Source organism: Mucilaginibacter sp. NFR10, assembly GCF_900100445.1.
Lineage (GTDB): Bacteria > Bacteroidota > Bacteroidia > Sphingobacteriales > Sphingobacteriaceae > Mucilaginibacter > Mucilaginibacter rubeus.
This window is the reverse complement of sequence record NZ_FMTV01000001.1, coordinates 893,945-913,147: the sequence shown is the minus strand read 5'-3', so window position 1 is coordinate 913,147 and position 19,203 is coordinate 893,945. Positions and strand designations below refer to the sequence as shown.

At 41.9% G+C, this 19,203-nt stretch carries 17 protein-coding genes; 12 read left to right on the top strand and 5 right to left on the bottom strand.

Annotation, left to right across the window (positions count from 1 at the left end):
* Positions 1–47: 47 nt before the first annotated feature.
* The 6 genes from BLP33_RS27360 to BLP33_RS03865 are packed head-to-tail and all read left to right on the top strand — an operon-like array spanning position 48 to position 6,189.
* Positions 48–185: a hypothetical protein gene (locus BLP33_RS27360; protein ID WP_175489921.1), complete on the top strand. Its 138-nt coding sequence runs from the start codon at positions 48–50 to the stop codon at positions 183–185.
* Between the two features lie 24 nt (positions 186–209).
* Positions 210–1,697: an O-antigen ligase family protein gene (locus tag BLP33_RS03885; protein WP_090525056.1), complete on the top strand. Its 1,488-nt coding sequence runs from the start codon at positions 210–212 to the stop codon at positions 1,695–1,697.
* 24 nt (positions 1,698–1,721) lie between these two features.
* Complete coding sequence (locus BLP33_RS27770) at positions 1,722–2,336, top strand: acyltransferase (protein WP_090525054.1); 615 nt, start codon at positions 1,722–1,724, stop codon at positions 2,334–2,336.
* 10 nt (positions 2,337–2,346) lie between these two features.
* On the top strand, positions 2,347–3,690 hold the full coding sequence (locus BLP33_RS03875) for a lipopolysaccharide biosynthesis protein (RefSeq protein ID WP_090525052.1): 1,344 nt from the start codon (positions 2,347–2,349) through the stop codon (positions 3,688–3,690).
* A gap of 9 nt (positions 3,691–3,699) precedes the next feature.
* Positions 3,700–4,917, top strand: a complete 1,218-nt coding sequence (locus BLP33_RS03870) for a glycosyltransferase family protein (protein WP_090525050.1) — start codon at positions 3,700–3,702, stop codon at positions 4,915–4,917.
* A gap of 57 nt (positions 4,918–4,974) precedes the next feature.
* Positions 4,975–6,189 carry a glycosyltransferase family 2 protein gene (locus tag BLP33_RS03865; RefSeq protein ID WP_090525048.1) on the top strand — a complete coding sequence of 405 codons (1,215 nt, stop codon included), beginning with the start codon at positions 4,975–4,977 and terminating at the stop codon, positions 6,187–6,189.
* Positions 6,190–6,328: 139 nt separating this feature from the next.
* On the opposite strand, the gene BLP33_RS03860 is transcribed toward BLP33_RS03865, so the two are convergent.
* From BLP33_RS03860 to BLP33_RS03845, 4 genes are read right to left on the bottom strand one after another with little or no spacing between them, the layout of a single operon-like run.
* Positions 6,329–6,880 carry a sensor histidine kinase gene (locus BLP33_RS03860; protein ID WP_090525046.1) on the bottom strand — a complete coding sequence of 184 codons (552 nt, stop codon included), beginning with the start codon at positions 6,878–6,880 and terminating at the stop codon, positions 6,329–6,331.
* A 14-nt stretch (positions 6,881–6,894) separates the two neighbouring features.
* Positions 6,895–7,230 (bottom strand): STAS domain-containing protein, encoded by a 336-nt coding sequence (locus BLP33_RS03855; RefSeq protein ID WP_090525044.1) that lies wholly within the window; start codon positions 7,228–7,230, stop codon positions 6,895–6,897.
* Positions 7,231–8,370, bottom strand: a complete 1,140-nt coding sequence (locus BLP33_RS03850) for a fused response regulator/phosphatase (RefSeq protein ID WP_090526193.1) — start codon at positions 8,368–8,370, stop codon at positions 7,231–7,233.
* A gap of 10 nt (positions 8,371–8,380) precedes the next feature.
* Positions 8,381–8,881 carry a hypothetical protein gene (locus BLP33_RS03845; protein WP_090525042.1) on the bottom strand — a complete coding sequence of 167 codons (501 nt, stop codon included), beginning with the start codon at positions 8,879–8,881 and terminating at the stop codon, positions 8,381–8,383.
* A gap of 77 nt (positions 8,882–8,958) precedes the next feature.
* Here BLP33_RS03845 and BLP33_RS03840 point away from each other — a divergent pair, with 77 nt between their 5' ends.
* Together BLP33_RS03840 and BLP33_RS03835 are read left to right on the top strand one after the other, a co-directional pair.
* Complete coding sequence (locus BLP33_RS03840) at positions 8,959–9,882, top strand: glycosyltransferase family 2 protein (RefSeq protein ID WP_090525039.1); 924 nt, start codon at positions 8,959–8,961, stop codon at positions 9,880–9,882.
* Complete coding sequence (locus BLP33_RS03835) at positions 9,879–11,054, top strand: glycosyltransferase family 2 protein (protein WP_090525037.1); 1,176 nt, start codon at positions 9,879–9,881, stop codon at positions 11,052–11,054. Before BLP33_RS03840 ends, BLP33_RS03835 begins: the two co-directional genes overlap by 4 nt.
* A 226-nt stretch (positions 11,055–11,280) precedes the next feature.
* On the opposite strand, the gene BLP33_RS03830 is transcribed toward BLP33_RS03835, so the two are convergent.
* Positions 11,281–12,006, bottom strand: a complete 726-nt coding sequence (locus tag BLP33_RS03830) for a glycosyltransferase family 2 protein (protein WP_090525035.1) — start codon at positions 12,004–12,006, stop codon at positions 11,281–11,283.
* 82 nt (positions 12,007–12,088) lie between these two features.
* Between BLP33_RS03830 and pbpC the strand changes: the two genes are divergently transcribed.
* The 4 genes from pbpC to rnr all read left to right on the top strand — a co-directional run bounded on the left by pbpC (position 12,089) and on the right by rnr (position 19,203).
* Positions 12,089–14,479 (top strand): penicillin-binding protein 1C, encoded by a 2,391-nt coding sequence (gene pbpC / locus BLP33_RS03825; RefSeq protein ID WP_090525033.1) that lies wholly within the window; start codon positions 12,089–12,091, stop codon positions 14,477–14,479.
* 99 nt (positions 14,480–14,578) lie between these two features.
* Entirely contained in the window at positions 14,579–15,286 is a 708-nt protein-coding gene (locus BLP33_RS03820; protein WP_090525031.1) for a 3'-5' exonuclease, read from the top strand.
* Positions 15,287–15,288: 2 nt separating this feature from the next.
* Positions 15,289–16,986 (top strand): ABC transporter ATP-binding protein, encoded by a 1,698-nt coding sequence (locus BLP33_RS03815; RefSeq protein ID WP_090525029.1) that lies wholly within the window; start codon positions 15,289–15,291, stop codon positions 16,984–16,986.
* 78 nt (positions 16,987–17,064) lie between these two features.
* Positions 17,065–19,203 carry a ribonuclease R gene (rnr, locus tag BLP33_RS03810; RefSeq protein WP_090525028.1) on the top strand — a complete coding sequence of 713 codons (2,139 nt, stop codon included), beginning with the start codon at positions 17,065–17,067 and terminating at the stop codon, positions 19,201–19,203.

Genomic DNA, 19,203 nt, shown 5'->3' with positions numbered 1-19,203 from the left:
TTGAACGAAACACAAAACACCGGTTCATACACTTAATGCTACTTAAAATGAGAATTGACCCTCCCAAACCCAAAAAGGATCCGTTTGGAGATTTAAGTCCGCTTCAAAAAAAAACACGCAAAGCGGCTATAGTATTTGCGTTTATCAGTGTATTTGTATGGGCTGTGAAGATCTTGTTCCTGTAAATTTATAAAAAGAGTTACTACTTCATGCGCAATGAACCAACAGGTAATACTGAAATTAAGCAAAACTTTTGGAAAGCGCTTCTGATTCAAAAGTTTTCGCATCCGTTTGCCCTGTTTTTTCTGCTGATTATCTCACTTGTGATAAGTTTTTTAACCTATAAGCTTGGATTTATAGGGGTAGGTGCTGTTTTAGCGATAACTATAGGTTTACCTATTGTATTTGCCATTACCGTTTATCCCGAATTTGGAATTTGCGCGCTGATCATAGGTGCATTTTTCATCAGTTACATTGCTGAATTATTACCAAGCGGAGTACCCATCGGTACATTGATGGATGTAACCACCTATCTGCTTATCCTTGGTTTTTTTATAAAACAGCGCACCGAACAAAACTGGACCTATTTTAAAAATCCTATCAGCTACATGATATTGGTATGGCTGGCTTACAATATGTTTGAGTTTGTAAACCCAGTAGCCGCATCGCGGCTGGCCTGGATTTATACCGTTCGGACTGTGGGTTTCATTATGCTGATGTACTTTGTTTTTGTTTACCAGATCCGCACGATAAAGTTTATAAAAACGCTTTTAAAGCTTTGGTTATTGCTGGATATACTGGCGGGAATTTCTGCTTTTCAACAAGAAAATATAGGTTTTTTTTCATTCGAGCGCCGATACCTGTATTCTGATCCTACCCGTGTAAGCTTGTTGTTCATCAACGGTCATATGCGTAAATTTGCCATCTTCTCTGACCCTGTTACATTTTCATACAACATGGTTATAGGCGCATTGCTCTGTGTTGTGCTTATCATGGGCAATTTACCTGTTAAACGCAAAGTATTACTGGGCTTTATAGCTGCTTTCTTCTTATATGTTATGCTCTATTCCGGTACAAGGGCTGCCTATGTATTGGTACCAGGAGCGCTTTCCATGCTGGCCGTTTTAAACTTCAACAAACGGGTTTTATTTTTCACACTTGTGGCAGGAGGCATGCTCGGCATTTTGATAGTAATGCCGACCTCCAACCCATTGATCAAGCGGTTTCAAACAGCTTTTAACCCATCCGATGACGCATCTTACAACGTCCGTGCTGAAAATCAAAGGAGGATCAAGCCTTATATCCTTTCCCACCCTATTGGTGGCGGCTTAGGTTCTGTAGGCGTTTGGGGCCGTAAGTTTTCACCAAACTCCATGTTAGCCAAATTCCCTCCAGACAGCGGTTATGTGCGCGTAGCTGTTGAAATGGGCTGGATCGGGCTCATCTTATTTTGCACACTGTTTTTTGTAGTGCTTAAAACGGGGATAAACTTTTACTTCAGTATCAAAAATCCCGAACTTAAAAACTACTGCCTGGCTATGTTGCTAATCTTGTTCGCGTTCAATATTGGTAACTTTCCGCAGCAAGCTATCGTTCAATACCCGTCAAACATCCTGTTCTACCTGGCCATATCCATCCTTGTAGTATGCAAGCGCCTTGACAACCAGGAGCAGGAGCAATTAAAAAAAATAGTATAGGGACAATACTAATTAATTAAGCAGATGTCATTTGTATCATCCATAAAATCAAATCCCAAATTAAAAAAATTAGTCCACTGGATGCTTATTCCGCCCGGACAGTCGAGGCCAAGGCTTTGGGTTAGGCTGATACTTAACCGCTTTTTCCATGACCGGGGTAAAAACAGTGTAGTAAGGTTTAATGCACGGATGGACCTTTTTCCGTTTAACAAGTTTTCCCTTGGCGCAAAAAGTATTGTGGAAGACTTCGCTGTGATCAATAACGGCGTTGGCGATGTATTTATCGGCGAAGGATCAGGCGTTGGCATCGGTACGGTAGTAATTGGCCCGGTTAAAATAGGCAATTTCAGCATGACCGCGCAGCATGTTGTAATATCCGGCCTTAATCATGGATATCAGGACGTAAGTATACCGCCCCGCCATCAAAAAGTAACCACCCAACTAATTACTATTGATGATAATGTGTGGATAGGCGCTAATTGTGTGGTAACCGCCGGTGTAACTATAGGTAAACATTCGGTTATTGGGGCCGGCAGTGTGGTTACAAGGGATATCCCGCCTTATTCGGTAGCAGTTGGCAACCCCGCCAAAGTAATAAAACAATATAATTTTACAACACAATTGTGGGAGAAAGCGTAAAACATGATACATGAGTTTATTTAAAAAATTAATAAACAAACACACGCTTTCACTGGCGACTAACGCCGTATTACCGGTTTTGGGAATGGTAATACTATCACTGCTGGCCCGCCGCTTAAGTAAACCCGCCTTTGGCAACTATGTATTTTTCCAGATTGTATTTACACTGGCCGATACCTTTCGCACGGGTTTTCTGCAAACATCGGTCATTAAATTTTATTCGGGCTCCACATCCGAAAGAATGAAAAACATATCAGGATCCGCCTGGTACCTGGGTTTTATGGTCACTTGCGTATTTGCCATCGTAAATCTCCTGATCTATTTTATTTACACAAATCCGGATGCTGATATAGGTATTACGCTTAAATGGTTCAGTATCATTTATTTATGCACACTCCCATCGGCGGTGAGCCTTTGGACGCTCCAGGCCGAAGAGCGCTTTGATAAAATGTTCACGCTGCAATTAATGAACCAGGGGGGCTTTCTGGCGCTGGTGGTTGGCGTTGCCGTTGCAGGCAAATCAAATTTTGAAACAACTATATATTGCTACTTTACAGCTAACCTGTTAAGCAGCGTTATTTGCATTATTACAGGCTGGGCTAAGGTAAAAACCATAGCACACAAAAACTGGGCTACAATAAAACAAATGGCCCATTTTGGTAAATACAGTGTAGGCACATCTATAAGTTCATACCTGCTCAGGAGCTCTGATACGTTTATCGTAAAGCCTATGTTCAGCCCCGATCTGTTGGCTGTTTATTACATTCCGCAACGACTTATGGAGATTTTTGAAATCCCGCTAAGGGCTTTCATTTCTACTGCATTGCCAGTAATGTCGGCAGCTGTACAGCGGGGCGATCAAAAATATGTCACCTATATCATGAAAAAATATGCAGGCATGCTGACCATAGCGCTTACCCCTATCGCTGTGATATGTTTTGTTGCTGCCGACCTTATTATCGGACTCTTGTTCGGAGCTAAATACCAGCATTCTGATGCAGGCAATATCTTCAGGATTTTTATGTGTTATGTAATGCTGTTGCCTATCGACAGGTTTTTCGGGATAACGCTTGATATCATCAACAAACCACATCTTAACATGATCAAAGTGTTCCTGATGCTAACTGTTAACATAATAGGCGATTTTACGGGAATTCTCATATTCCACAACTTGTATGCGGTAGCAGTTGCTTCTATCTTTACCTTTGCTACCGGTGCTATATTTGGTTACTGGGCATTAAAAAAACATCTTCAGTTTAAAATATCCGACATCTTTGTTTTAGGCTACATCGAATTAAAAGAGCTTATAGGTGTTGTGATGGGCAAAATAAAAGGAAAACGACTAACTGAATAAGCAAGTTATATGGAGCTTAAAAACCGGCATATCGTAATATTTTCGCAAATGCAGTTTGATAGCCGCCTCGAATCAACAAACTATACTATGGCCAAACATTTGGCCAAAGATAACTACGTGTATTATGTTGACAGGCCCTATACCTGGAAAGATTATATCCAGTTTAAAAATACGCCGGGCTATAAGGCACGCAAACCGCACTTCTTTTCTCCCAAAAATAGTTTTATCCAAACAGAGATCCCTAATTTAAAGATTATTATTACGCCTCCGGTGCCGTCGATCAATTCATTGCCCGAAGGAGCTGTCTATCGGCTGGCCGTAAAGGTGAACGAACGAATTGTAGCGGCGAGGCTCAATAAAATTATTAAGAGCCTTAAAATAAAGGACTACATCTTTATCAACTCCTATGCGTTTTACTATCCAACCATGCACCGGTTGTTGAAATTGAAACCATTATTAAAAGTTTATCATTGCGTTGATCCGCTTATTGAGGAATACCAAATTCGTCACGGCCTTATATCCGAAGATATATTGGTGAAAGATATGGATCTGGTGATCAGCACCAGTAAAGAGTTACGCAACGCAAAAGCAAAACTTAATCCTAACTCGTACTTCGTACCGAATGCAGCCGACATCGGCCATAGTCAAAAAGCGCTGGATCCGGCGTTGCCTGTAGCAGATATCCTTTTTGATATCCCTAAACCGATAATCGGCTATTTTGGTAACATTGAACGACGTATTGATTATAACTTGTTAACGCAGTTATTGGAACAAAATCCGAACAAGAATTTTGTATTTGTGGGACCAGTTGGTAAGGATTATGAAGACAATCCTGCTTTTAACGTGCCTAATGTTTTCAAAAAAGGCGCCGTGCCTTATGAGCAGTTGCCTGCCGTGCTCAAAGGATTTGATGTTGCTATTATCCCTTTCAAAAAAGATAATGTAAGCAGTTCCATTTTTCCGCTTAAGTTATTTGAATACCTGGGCTCGGGCCGGCCGGTAGTGATCACTGATTTTAACGAAGATTTAGAAGATTTTACCGGCGACAGCGTATATATCTGCAAAAATGTTGATGAATTTTCTGCTGCCCTTAATTTATCGTTAAACGACACTCCTTTTTTACAACAAAAAAGATTAAAAATAGCCGCACAAAATACATGGGAGCACCGTATAACAGAGATCAAAAGTTTGCTGGCAACAAATTTGAACAATAAACCGAAAAGTTAATTTTTAATAATACAACCTGCTGCTAATTAATACAAACAGGGTTTAGCAATAAAACACATGGAAATCATTAAATTCATAGCATCCCTAATCGCCATTTTGCTGTTTATATACCTTGGTGTATATAGCCTGTACCTGTTTGTATTTTCGATATTCGGAAAATTAATCCCCATCAAACCGCCTGCTACAGCCACCGCACTCAGTAAATTCATAGTTTATATCTGTGCTTATAAAGAAGATGAAATTATTTTAAACTCGGCGGCGGCGGCACTAACTATCGATTACCCTAAAGATATGTTCACGGTTTGTGTGATAGCCGACTCCATGAAACCTGAAACCATTGTTAAATTAAAGCAGATGCCTTTGCAGGTAGTAGAGGTGGTTTTTGAAACCAGCACCAAATCAAAAGCGCTGAACAAAGCCATTGAAAACACGGCGGTTGGATTTGATGCCGCGGTTGTTTTTGACATTGATAACATTGCCGCGCCCGATTACCTATACCAGATCAACAACTATTTACAAGCAGGTCACCGGGTGGTGCAGGGCCATAGGGTAGCAAAAAACTCAAACACACAGGTAGCAATACTTGATGCTGTAAGCGAAGAAGTTAACAATCACATTTTCAGAAAATCGCAGCAATTGTTTAATTTTTCGGCAGCCATTATAGGTTCGGGTATGGCCTTGGAGTACAACCTGTTTGTAAATGTAATGTCGCGTATTGATGCCGTGGGCGGGTTTGACAAGGAAATGGGCTTATTATTGACCCGTGATAAGATCCATGTTGCTTATGCAGAAAAAGCGTATATCTACGATGAAAAAGTGAGTAATCCCGCAGTGTTTGAAAAGCAGCGTAAACGCTGGCTTTCGGCTCAGTTTAACTTGCTTAAAAAGTATGGAGCAACCGCGCCGGCCCAATTTTTCCGCGGCAATTTTGACTACGTGAATGAGATTTATCAGATGGCTATCCTGCCGCGCGTATTAATGCTTGGCCTGATGCCTTTTATGCTATTGATCTCTTTTTTTACTCCGGGCATAGGCCCGCACTGGCATTTGTGGCTCGGGGCAACAGTGGCTTGTTACCTTGGCATCATAGTTGCCATACCAACATCGTTTTATAATAGAAAACTTTTAGAAGCCATGCTTAAACTGCCGCTTATATTTTTTACCATGTTTTTACTTCTGTTTAAGTTAAAAGGGGCAAACAAAAAGTTTATTCATACACCGCACGATAATGCTCCGGCAGAACCGGTAAACGAAGAGACAGCTGTGAAATAGCGAAAACGAGTGTGATAATTAATTGCCCAATAATATAATTACTTTGCTGAAAGTTTTTTCTCTGATGGTTGTAGTTCGGTCACTTATATAGAATACCCTAACCCATTAACAAAGGCCTTCAGAAATTATGCAATGATGCCTAACGCTGTTTAAGTTCAATTACCGAGGTAAATGTATTCACGCCTGTATCAGGTTTATGTTTGTAGTTAAACGCATCGCTGGCACGTGCAATGATCATCAGGCCATAATGTTCATTTAACCCCATAATGGTTTCCTTGTTAACATACCGCACATCGAGGTCTTCTGTAAAAAATTCTAACTGATTACTGTTTTTTACCCGTCCTTTTAATGTACCGAAGTCATCGCCGTAAATAGCAATTTCGTTTTGGGTAAATTTGCTGTGCGTTAACGGCCAGGTTAACAATGCCTGCCTGGTCTTAATTTGCAGCGGCCTTCCCTTATCCTGTTTACTTATATATAATTTGTTATTTTTCAGATCGATCCCGATCCTGGTAACATCATCGCCCATGTGCTTGAGCGAATTAGTAAGCAGTTCAATCAGGATGGTTTTTATCCTGAAGCCGGCGTCGTCATCAAGTATATCTTTTGTTATGTTTTGGATATAATTAATGATTTGGACAGTTAAAGGATAAATACCTTCGGTTTCATTGTTAAAAACAAATTTCTTCAAGGTAGTAAATTCGTTTATGCCCCGGTTAAAGCCTCCTGTGTATTTGTATAGATCCTGAACACCTTATCAAGCCGCACTAATTGAAACAAGGACCTGATATCATTATTTAAACCAACTACGGCAATGTCTCCCCTGTTGTTCATGGCCAGTTTAAGAGCCGATACCAATGCGCCTAAAAAAGAACTGTCAACATATATTACCTGTTCAAAGTTTACAATAACATACTTATTTCCTTTATTGATCAGGCTCATCAGTTCCGACTTAAATTGTTCAGCATTTGCCAAATTCGCCTCTTTAAGCTGAATATCCGCAATTAATGCATTATTAAGCAGATGTGTTCGTAATATCATTTAGCTGTTTTTTTGAATAAATATTAAACTGCAGTCATCAATTTGTTCTCTCGCTTTTTCGTTCAAAAAGCCATCGTATTTTAAGGTTGCAAATGAATTGGTTTTACCAAGATATTTTTCAATCTCATCAATAAAACTGTTCAGATCGGTTTTCTTTCCTGCCGGTGTCTCTTTATCTATCAATCCATCTGTTATCATGATCAACTGATCACCAGGCTGCATGGTAAATAAATGTTCATCAAAGCCGCCCTCTTTACTAATCCCCAGCAACAAGCCTGATGAGTTAATCCTGTTAAGTTTATTTTCCCTGGAGCTAAAATACAACAGCGGCAAGTCGCCCGCGCCGGTATAACTTAGCGTTTCATTCTCCGGATCGATCCTGACAAGTGAAAGTGTCGACAACACGTCGCTCACAACCGGGTCATGATAAATTACCGAGTTGATTTTTTGCATGATACTTTTGGTTGATACGTCCCCTTCCGAAACACATATCCTTACAGCTGCCCTTATATAGCTCAGATAGCCGAATGAAAAAAACCATGCGCCCCATTTTTTACCCATCACATCGCCCAGGATAATAAAAGTATACCTGTTATTTATAGTTAACACATCAATAAAATCTCCGCCAGGGTAATTCTCAAATGATTTATGCCAGAAATCAATTTCAAAACCATCAATACGGGGCATTTCCTGCGGAACAGAATACAAATTTAAGGCTATTGCGGCGCTGCTCAGCTCCCTGATCGTGTGTTCGTGGCGTTCGCGGATGCTGTTCAAAAAATTATTGATCTTTGAGATAATGACCACAATGGGTGTATCCTTATCAATGTAGTCAATAGCATCAAGACTGATCCCCGCTATCATGTGAGCGTGATCGGTAACTGATGTTAAAAACATAAAGGGGATATTTTTATACTCAGGTACAGTCATTAAATGCTGCCTGAATGCAAAACCATCTGTACCGGGCATTTGATAATCGGACAAAATCAAATCGGGGATCTCATTTTCAAGCGCCGTCATAGCTTCCTCTACATTACTTGCCTTTCGGCTAATAAAACCCTCTTTTTCCAAAGCCTGCCCTATAACCATCAAAATGAGCGGGCTATCATCAACCAGGAGTATTTTTGGACGTTTCGGCATATTGGTGAGTTCAGGCGTTAATTTTTCGGAGTAGGGCATTTATAAACAAATATACACCCGATAATACTATTAACACCGATATAACATCCATTAAAGTTATACCGTCGTCTTTTGAAAAATAAAAAATGGTAAACATTTCAAAATATGGCGGTGCAGGCATGATGATCATGGCTAAACCAAGTATGATCATGGTAACCGCAATTGCTACCAAAACTATATGTTTTATCCTTTCATGCAGCAGGTATTTCTTCGATTCCCGGCTATCAACCTGGTGTTGGGTAAGTAAAAATTCCAGGTTTGTTACCATATCAAGCCGGCTTTGCTCCTGATCTAACTCGCTAAAGGCATCAAATTTTTGCTGGTTCGAATTACTTTCAATAGCATTATTTATTTTTTGCTGTATGGCTTTAACAAGTTCTTTATCAACATTCCCCTTTTTCAGCAATTGTATAAGCTCATCTGCTTTTATGGTAAGCAGTGACTCATCATTATTTGGTTGGTTATTATTCAAAGGAATATAGTGATATAATTGGTTAACTTTTACTAATATTAGCCGTAAAAAGCAATATTGATAATAACCCCTTTTAGATGAAAAAAGTTTCTGTTGTTACTGTAAGTTTTAATCAGCCATCCGTTACCGAGGAAATGTTATTATCAATTAAAAATACAAGTACTTATAGTAATATAGAAATAATTGTTGTTGATAATGCAAGTAAGATAGATCCGGTTCCCGGCTGGAGAATAAAATACCCCGAAATAATATTTATCCGCTCGGATGTAAACCTTGGTTTTGCCGGTGGAAATAACCTCGGGCTTACGGTAGCTACCGGCGATTATATTTTTATGGTGAACAATGATACCGAGTTTACCCCGGGTTTAGTTGAAAAACTGGTTGAGGTAATGGATAGTAACACCGCCGTAGGAATGCTGTCGCCCAAGATCAAGTATTTCAGTGATAAACAATTAATACAATATGCGGGCTACACGCCTATGAACTATTACACCTGCCGAAATAGTGTGATAGGCTTAAAGCAAAAGGACGAAGGTCAGTTTGATCATATAACTGCGCCTACAGCCTACTGCCACGGAGCAGCCATGATGATCAGGAAAGAAGCTATTGAAAAGGCGGGCATGATGAGCGAAAACTTTTTTCTTTACTATGAAGAGGTTGACTGGTGCGAGCACATTATAAGAGCGGGTTTCAAAGCCTGGGTTTGTACCGATGCGCTTATTTACCATAAAGAATCTGTTTCGGTGGGCAAAAAAAGCAAACTAAAAGAATACTTCATGAACCGGAACAGGATCCTTTTTATCCGCCGGAATGCCCCGCCGCTTAAAAAAGTATTATTTTATTTTTATTTTTTGCTGATTGTGGTACCCCGTAACCTGGTTAACTACGTCAAAGAAAAACAATACGACTTTATTCCGATGCTTTTTAAAGCAGTATGGTGGAATTTTACCCACTCAAAAAACAGCAGCAATTTAGGATACCCCATTAACACCATAACATGAAAATAATTTTAGCCATAAGCCTTTTTATTGTTTTTTACACTTTTGCCGGGTATGGGATTTTTCTGTACCTGATCATCAGGATCAAAAGGGCTTTTAAAGGCCGGAAAGCTCTTCCTTCAGAAAACCTGGATGAACTTCCTACCTGTACTTTGGTGATAGCCGCTTACAACGAAGAATATTTTATTGAGCAAAAGATCAGCAACAGTCTCCTGCTTAATTATCCCGATGGAAAACTAAAACTGCTTTTTGTGACCGACGGGTCATCGGATAAAACACCCGATATTGTTGCCAGGTACCCGCAGATACAATTGCTGCACCAGCCACAGCGCGCCGGCAAAATAGCCGCGGTACATCGGGCCATGAACTATGTTAATACCGATGCGGTTGTATTTACCGATGCCAATACATTTTTAAATAAAGATGCATTGATCAAGATCTGCAGGCATTACAGCGATGCAACAGTTGGCGCCGTTGCGGGCGAAAAACGGGTACATATTGACGAGAACGCAGATGCCAGTGCAGCTGGCGAGGGGTTCTACTGGAAATATGAATCAGCCCTGAAAAAATGGGATTCGGAACTATATTCGGTTGTTGGCGCGGCAGGCGAACTGTTTAGTGTGCGCCGCTCGCTATATCAGCCTGTTGAAGCGGATACCGTGCTTGACGATTTTATGATCTCGATGCTGATAGCTGCCAAAGGCTACCGCATTGTTTATGAACCTGAAGCATACGCTACCGAAACGGCGTCGGAAAATGTGTCGGAAGAGTTAAAACGAAAAGTGAGGATAGCTGCCGGCGGAATGCAATCTATTTTAAGGCTAAAAAAATTATTCAATCCTTTCCCCTACCCAATTTTATCGTTTCAGTATATCAGTCACCGGGTTTTAAGATGGACCATTACACCGTTCCTGCTTATATTATCGTTTATTTTAAACGTTGTGCTGGCTTTTAAACCTGGAGAAACAGCTATGCAAGGACTATTATTGGCACAGGTATTGTTTTATTTACTGGCTTTGCTCGGGCTGATAATGGAAAAGCGGCAGCTCCGTATTAAAGTCCTTTTCATTCCCTATTATTTTTGTGTTATGAACTATGCTGTACTGGCCGGTATCATCCGTTATTTTAGCACGAAGCAAAGCGCTGTTTGGGAAAAGGTGCAACGAAAGCAGTAAAACATTGATTTAAGTTTTAATGACAGCTATTTTTTGAATGTTAAACATCTTAGAACCTGTTTAACACGTTGATTTGTATATTGAGACGCGTCACATTGCATCTCCTGTGTGCAATTTAAAATGGATTGGGCCACTCTAAAAAGCGGCTTTCGTCATTCAAGTTCTTGCTGATAATTTCCGTGAAGAAGAAATACAGTTTATGAAAGCCACTCCGGCAGAAAAACTCTTATTTTGATTTAAACAAGCCATATTTAAGGATACAGTAAATGGCCCTAACCCCATCCTTCCATCCTATCTTTTTGCCTTCTTCATAAGTACGGCCATAATAGGAAATACCTACCTCATAGATCCTGATCCGGTGCACCCTCGAGATCTTTTGGGTAACCTCAGGCTCAAAGCCAAAACGCTTTTCAGTGAGCTTTATGGATTGGATAACTTTGGTATTGAACAATTTATAGCATGTTTCCATATCAGTAAGGTTAAGATTGGAAAACATGTTTGAAGCAAAGGTAAGCCATCTGTTGCCAATGGTATGCCAAAAAAACAGGATACGGTGAGGGTTACTTCCCATAAACCTGGAACCATAAACCACATCGGCAAAACCTGCTACTACGGGTTTTAACAGGTCGTTGTATTCAGCGGGATCATATTCAAGGTCGGCATCCTGGATGATCAGGTAATCGCCTGTAGCTTTTGCTATACCTGTATGTAAAGCTGCTCCCTTACCTTTGTTTACTTCATGCTTAAAGTACTGAATGTTAACTTCGGGGTTGGCAAGTTTATATTTATAAATAGCTGCTTCTGTATCATCCGTTGAGCAATCATTTACAATGATCACTTCTTTTTCAATATCGTTGATAAGGTTTACCTCCTTAATTTTATCCAAAATTAAATGTATGGTTTTACCTTCGTTGTAAGCCGGGATAATAATTGATAATTTTTGTATCGTCATTTATTGTATTATTGCCTCGTAGATTTTTGCCACAATTATAGTTGTATAAACCTGAACTGGCTTAATATTTTTATATTTAGTAATGCAATTTGTGCTAAAACGAGCTAAAAGTTATTTAAAAAAGCCTAAAGTTATAGTATCGCTTTTCTTTTTGTTTGTTTTAACCCTGATATTTTGGTTTTGTTTGCCCAATCCTTTATTTAATAGTCCCACCTCCTACATAATTGACGATGATCAGGGCCAGTTACTCGGTGCATCCATAGCAAATGATGGCCAATGGCGCTTTCCTTATAATCCCACAGTACCTGAAAAATTCAAACAATGTATTATCACTTTTGAGGATAAACGCTTTGAGCGCCACCCCGGCTTTGATATTGTTGCCTTTAGCCGGGCCATCAAACAAAACCTGAGCTCAAAAAAGGTAAGCAGCGGCGGCAGTACCCTTACCATGCAGGTAATCAGGCTGGCTACCAGGCATAAACGCAATGTCTGGAATAAACTGAAAGAGATTTTCATGGCAATGCGCCTTGAAATAACCCATAGCAAAAGCGAAATTTTAGCGTTATATACCAGTAACGCCCCCTTCGGCACCAATGTCATTGGGCTGGATGCAGCGTCATGGCGATATTTTGGCCGCAGCCCTGATAAACTTTCCTGGGGCGAAATGGCGGCTATGGCTGTTTTGCCTAACTCGCCATCCCTGGTACATCCCGGCAGGAACAGGGCCATACTGCTCCGCAAACGGAATTCATTATTGGATAGATTGCATAAGGCAGGTATCATTGATAGTACAACTGCAGCCCTCGCCCGGCTCGAGCCTGTGCCCGACAGACCGATGACCCTTCCTCAACTTGCTCCACACCTGCTGCAACGTTTTAAAGCCGATCATCAGGCTAAGCCCGAGGGAGATACCCGCATTACAAGCAGCATCAAGTCGTCGCTTCAGCAACAGGTAAATGATATCCTGGAGCAGCATCATAGTTTACTAAAGGCTAATGATATCAACAATATTGCCGCCATTGTACTTGATGTTGAAACAGGTGCAACACTTGCATATGCCGGTAACATATCACACCGGGAGGACCCGCAAATGGAGAGCGATGTTGATGTGATAGATGCCCCGCGAAGCCCCGGAAGTACCCTGAAGCCGCTGTTATACGCGGCAATGCTGCACGACGGGCTGATATTACCCAATAGCCTGATGCCCGATGTACCTACCATGATCGCGGGTTACCATCCCGAAAACTTTGATTTGGGTTACGACGGCGCCGTTCCTGCATCGCGGGCCTTATCCCGTTCGCTGAATGTACCGGCGGTTAAAATGCTGCAGCAATACAAATACGAACGCTTTTATGATTTTTTGCATAAAGCAGGCATCACCACTTTAACCAAACCTGCCGATCACTATGGACTGTCGTTAATATTGGGCGGGGGGGAAAACACACTTTGGGAATTAAGCGGTGCTTATGCTGATATGGCGCGTGTGCTTAATCATTACAACAAAAACGGCGGTAAGTATAACCCTGCCGATTTTCATAATCCTGTTTATGAAAAGAAGCCTGCAGCCAAACCTGAACTTGAAAAGTCCGGGCTGCTGGATGCAGCATCTATTTATTACACTTTCCAGGCCATGGAGGAAGTGATGCGGCCGGGCGAGGAAATGCTTTGGCAGCAATTTAGCTCGAGCCAGCGGGTGGCCTGGAAAACCGGTACAAGCTTTGGCTTTCGCGATGGATGGGCAATTGGGGTTACTCCTAAATATGTTGTTGGCGTTTGGGTTGGCAATACCGATGGCGAGGGCCGGCCGGGCTTAACGGGCATTAACACAGCTGCACCTGCCCTGTTTGAAATCTTCAGGCTATTGCCCGTATCGCGCGATTGGTTTGGAATGCCAATGGGCGAAATGGTGAAAATAAATGTGTGCAAACAAAGCGGCTACCGGGCCGGGCAATACTGCCAGGATGCAGATGAGCAATATGTACCCAAAAGCGGCCTGAAAGCCCCTGTTTGTCCTTACCATCAATTGGTGCATTTATCTGCCGATGCCAAATGGCAGGTAAACGGTAATTGTGAGCCGCCGGATAACATCCTCAATAAAAGCTGGTTTGTGTTGCCGCCATCTATGGAATATTATTACAAAGCCAGAAACTATCAATATCATGTACTCCCGCCCTTTCGCCCGGATTGTATCCAGGCCGACAATGGAAATACAATGGAAGTCATCTACCCTAAAAACGGCGCTAAAATATACGTGCCCCTTGAAGCAGACGGCACCCGTGGCCGCATGATTTGCAACGCAGCACACCGCCAGCCAGGTATGAAGATTTTTTGGCACCTGGATGATCAGTACGTTGGCGAGACCAAAGATTTTCACCAGGTGGCTTTAAACCCACCTCCGGGCAAACATATTCTTACGTTGGTTGATGGCAACGGCAATACTATCAGCATAGCGTTTGAAGTATTGAAGAAATAAAAAACACAACTTATCGATTTTAATTTTTCTGTAAACTAAATGTCCGCAGCAACCATCTACTAACTTTATCATTATATTGGCTCGATAATTTTTAACCGGATGCTTGAACAGTACGATCTGCATAATTTATTGGTAATTGATATCGAAACTGTGCCGCAGTACAGCACCCACGAACAACTGCCCGAAAATCTGCAGGTTTTATGGGAACTAAAAACCCGGCATCAACGCAAAGATGAACCTGCTGACATTCATTATGAGCGCGCCGGCATCTGGGCCGAGTTTGGTAAAATAGTTTGCATTTCGGCCGGGATCTTTATTGCCGGGAAAAACATTGGCTTGAGGGTAAAATCTTTTGCATCACATGATGAAAAAGAATTGCTTACCAAATTCTGCAACCTGTTGGTCAGTCAACCGCCCAACCTTATTTTATGTGCTCATAATGGCAAGGAATTTGACTTCCCGTACCTCTGCCGCCGTTTACTGGTAAACGGCATACCAATTCCGCCGCAGCTGCAAATAGCGGGTAAAAAGCCCTGGGAGATTGTCCATTTAGATACCATGGAATTATGGAAGTTTGGCGATCACAAACACTACACTTCCTTAAACCTGCTTACCACAATTTTTAATATCCCGACCTCCAAAGACGATATAGATGGCAGCGATGTAGGCCGCGTATACTGGAATGAAAACCAGTTGGAGCGCATTTGCGCTTATTGCCAAAAAGATGTGATAGCTACAGCACAACTATTAAGACGTTACCGCGGCGAAGAACTGATAGCAGACGAATTTATAACCATTGTAGGCTAATAATGCTTAAAGTCAGTGATCTGTCGGTTAGTTTTAAGAATGGTAAAAACCAGTTCACAGCGGTAAAGGGAATTTCTTTTACACTTAACAAAGGTGAAACCATTGGCATTGTCGGCGAATCCGGCTCGGGCAAATCTGTTACCTCCCTTGCCCTGATGCGTTTGCTTAATGAAGATCAGTCCCTAATAGATGGCTCTGTACTTTTAAATGGTGTATGCCTGTGCAAATTATCGGAAGATGAAATGCGGCGTGTGCGCGGCAACCAGGTAGCCATGATTTTCCAGGAGCCCATGACCTCGCTTAACCCGGTACTTACTTGTGGCTTTCAGCTTACGGAAGCTATCAGGTTGCATTTAGGATCAAGTAAAGCGGAGGCTAAACAAAAAACCATTGAGCTGTTTAAAGAAGTACAATTACCGCGGCCCGAAGCCATATTCAACAGCTATCCTCACCAAATTTCGGGCGGACAAAAACAACGGGTAATGATAGCGATGGCTTTGGCCTGCAACCCGGAGATTTTGATTGCCGATGAGCCCACCACCGCACTTGACGTTACCGTGCAAAAAACCATCATTGAACTGCTGCACAAGCTGAAAGCCGAACGGCACATGAGCCTGATCTTTATATCGCATGATTTGGGCGTGATCAAAGAAATTGCCGACCGGGTTTTGGTGATGTACAAAGGCGAGATTATAGAGGAAGCCGCGGTAAAAGATCTATTCGCAAATCCCCGGCACCCTTATACTAAAGGATTGCTGGCCTGCCGCCCTTCCCCGCAGCAGCATTTGAAAAAGCTCCCTGTTGTGGCCGATTTTCTGGATGGGGCCAGGCCCGCAGTAACTATAGAAAACATCAGGGAATTATATCATTACCCGGACACTGAAATCGCCGAGAGAAAGCGTAAACTATATGAACAGCAGCCTTTGTTAAAGGCAGATAAATTAAACACCTGGTTTCCAACTGATACAGGATTTTTCAAACGGAAAGATCATGTTGTAAAAGCAGTGAACAATGTAAGCTTTGATGTATATCCAGGCGAAACCTTAGGCCTCGTCGGCGAATCAGGCTGTGGAAAAACCACTTTGGGGCGAAGCATTTTAAGGTTGATAGAACCAACATCGGGCAAGGTTTCTTTTGACGGCACTGATCTTCGTGAACTTAAAAAAAATGAGTTGAGGCAGATCAGAAAAGATATCCAGATCATTTTTCAGGATCCATACTCATCATTAAATCCTAAGCTTACCGTTGGGCAATCGCTTATGGAGCCATTGCAGGTACATCAGTTTTACAGTAACGATACAACCCGCAAACGAAAGGTACTTGAATTGCTTGAACGGGTCAATCTGCTGCCCGCACATTTTGACCGTTATCCGCATGAGTTTTCGGGCGGACAACGGCAACGGATTGTTATTGCCCGGGCTTTGGCGCTCCAGCCTAAATTTATCATTTGCGATGAATCAGTATCGGCGCTTGATGTATCGGTTCAGGCCCAGGTATTAAACCTCATCCGCGAACTACAAGACGAACTTAAATTGACCTATATCTTTATTTCGCATGATTTGGCCGTGATTAAACATATCTCCGACCGGATTATGGTGATGAACAAAGGCGAAATACTGGAAACCGGCTATCCCGACGATATTTATTATCGCCCAAAAGAAGAATACACCAAAAGGCTGATCGCTTCAATACCGGGTTGATTAAAACTGCTTTATCCATCACTATTGGGCCAAGATAGGGTATCCAAAATTCTGTATCTTTGATGCAAATACTATTCTATGTCTAAACGTAAGAAAAACAACTCTTCTATACACCAGGTACTTACCCAAATGGTACTTGATATATTTGAACAAAACGGCAATACGCCACTCAATTATAAACAGGTTTCTGCTAAATTAAACGTCCGTGACCCCGAATCGCGCGAGATCATCTACGACATCTTAAAAGACGAGGTTAAAAAATCGGTATTAAAAGAAATCGCTCCGGGCAAATTCCAGCTGCTTGAACTTAAAACCTTTATTGAAGGCGTAGTTGACCTTACCAATGATGGTTCTGCCTTTATCGTTACCGATGACGAGTTTGAAAGCGATATTTTCATCGCTCCTCGTAAGCTTCGCACCGCCCTTAACGGCGACCGTGTGAAAGTTTATGTATACGCCAAAAGTAAAGGCAAGCACAAAGAAGGCGAGGTTATCGAAATTCTGCAGCGTGCCAAAATGGAGTTTACGGGCATTGTTAAACTCTCAGAACGATACGCGTTTTTTATTCCTGATGATCGTAAGATGATGCACGATATTTTCATCCCCATTAGCGAGCTTAACGGGGCTAAAAATGGCATCAAAGCTGTAGCCGAAATTACCGACTGGCCAACGGAAGCCAAAAACCCTATCGGAAGGATCAAACATATCTTAGGAGCCCAGGGTGAAAACGATACGGAGATGAACGCCATCCTGGCCGAATATGGTTTTCCGCTATCATTTCCTGCCGAGGTTGAGCATGATGCTGAAGAAATTCCGGATGCGATCACGCCCGAAGAAATTGCCAAACGCCGTGATTTCCGAAACATCACCACCTTTACCATCGACCCATTTGATGCCAAAGACTTTGACGATGCCCTATCCTACCGTGCACTGGAAAACGGAAATTACGAAGTCGGTGTTCACATTGCCGACGTATCACACTACATCATTCCCGATTCGGCTTTAGACAAAGAAGCTTTGGACAGGGCCACATCAGTTTACCTTGTGGACAGGGTTATACCAATGCTACCGGAAAGACTGTCAAACGGCCTTTGCTCTCTTCGCCCTAAAGAAGAAAAACTCTGCTTTTCGGCAGTGTTTGAAATGGATGAGAACGCAAATATCATTACCGAATGGTATGGCAAAACCGTCATTTACTCCGACAGGCGTTTTACTTACGAAGAGGTGCAGGAAGTAATAGAAAGCGGCGAGGGTGATTTTAAAGATGAAATATTTAAGCTTAATGCGCTGGCCTATAAACTGCGCGACCGCAAATTTAAAAACGGCGCTATCAGCTTTGAAACTACTGAGGTTAAGTTCAAACTGGATGAAAACGGTAAACCAACAGGCGTTTATGTAAAAGAGCGCAAAGACGCCCATAAACTGATCGAAGATTTTATGTTGCTGGCTAACCGCAAAGTAGCTGAGCGCGTAAGCAAAATGGGCAAGGGCAAGCACAAATACACTTTTGTTTATCGCGTGCATGATTCGCCCAAGCCCGATGCGCTGGCCAATTTTGCCCAATTTGCAGCCAGGTTTGGTTATAAAATCAATACAAAATCTGACAAGGAAACAGCAAAATCCCTCAATTACCTGATGGAAGACGTAGAGGGCAAAAAAGAACAGAACGTGCTAACCCATCTGGCTATCCGCTCCATGGCTAAAGCTATTTATACCACTAAAAGCAGCAGTCATTACGGTTTGGCTTTTGATCATTATACGCATTTTACCTCACCAATTCGCCGCTATCCGGATGTAATGGTACACAGGCTCCTGTTCCATTATTTAAACGGCGGTCAATCAGCCAATGCCGAGTTTTATGAAAAGCTATGTTCGCACAGTTCTTTAATGGAGAAAAAAGCCGCCGATGCAGAGCGTTCTTCAGTAAAATACAAACAAGCTGAGTATCTTCGCGACCAGGTTGGCAACACCTTTATGGGTATCATATCGGGCGTTACCGAATGGGGCATGTATGTGGAGATCATCGAAAATAAATGCGAGGGTATGATCCGCCTGCGTGATATCTCGGACGATTTTTATACTTTGGACGAGAAAAACTATGCCATCATCGGTCAGCGTAAAAAGAAAATTTACCAACTGGGCGATGAAGTAAAGATTAAGGTAAAACAGGTTGATCTGACCAAAAAACAGATAGACTTTATATTGGTACAAGAATAA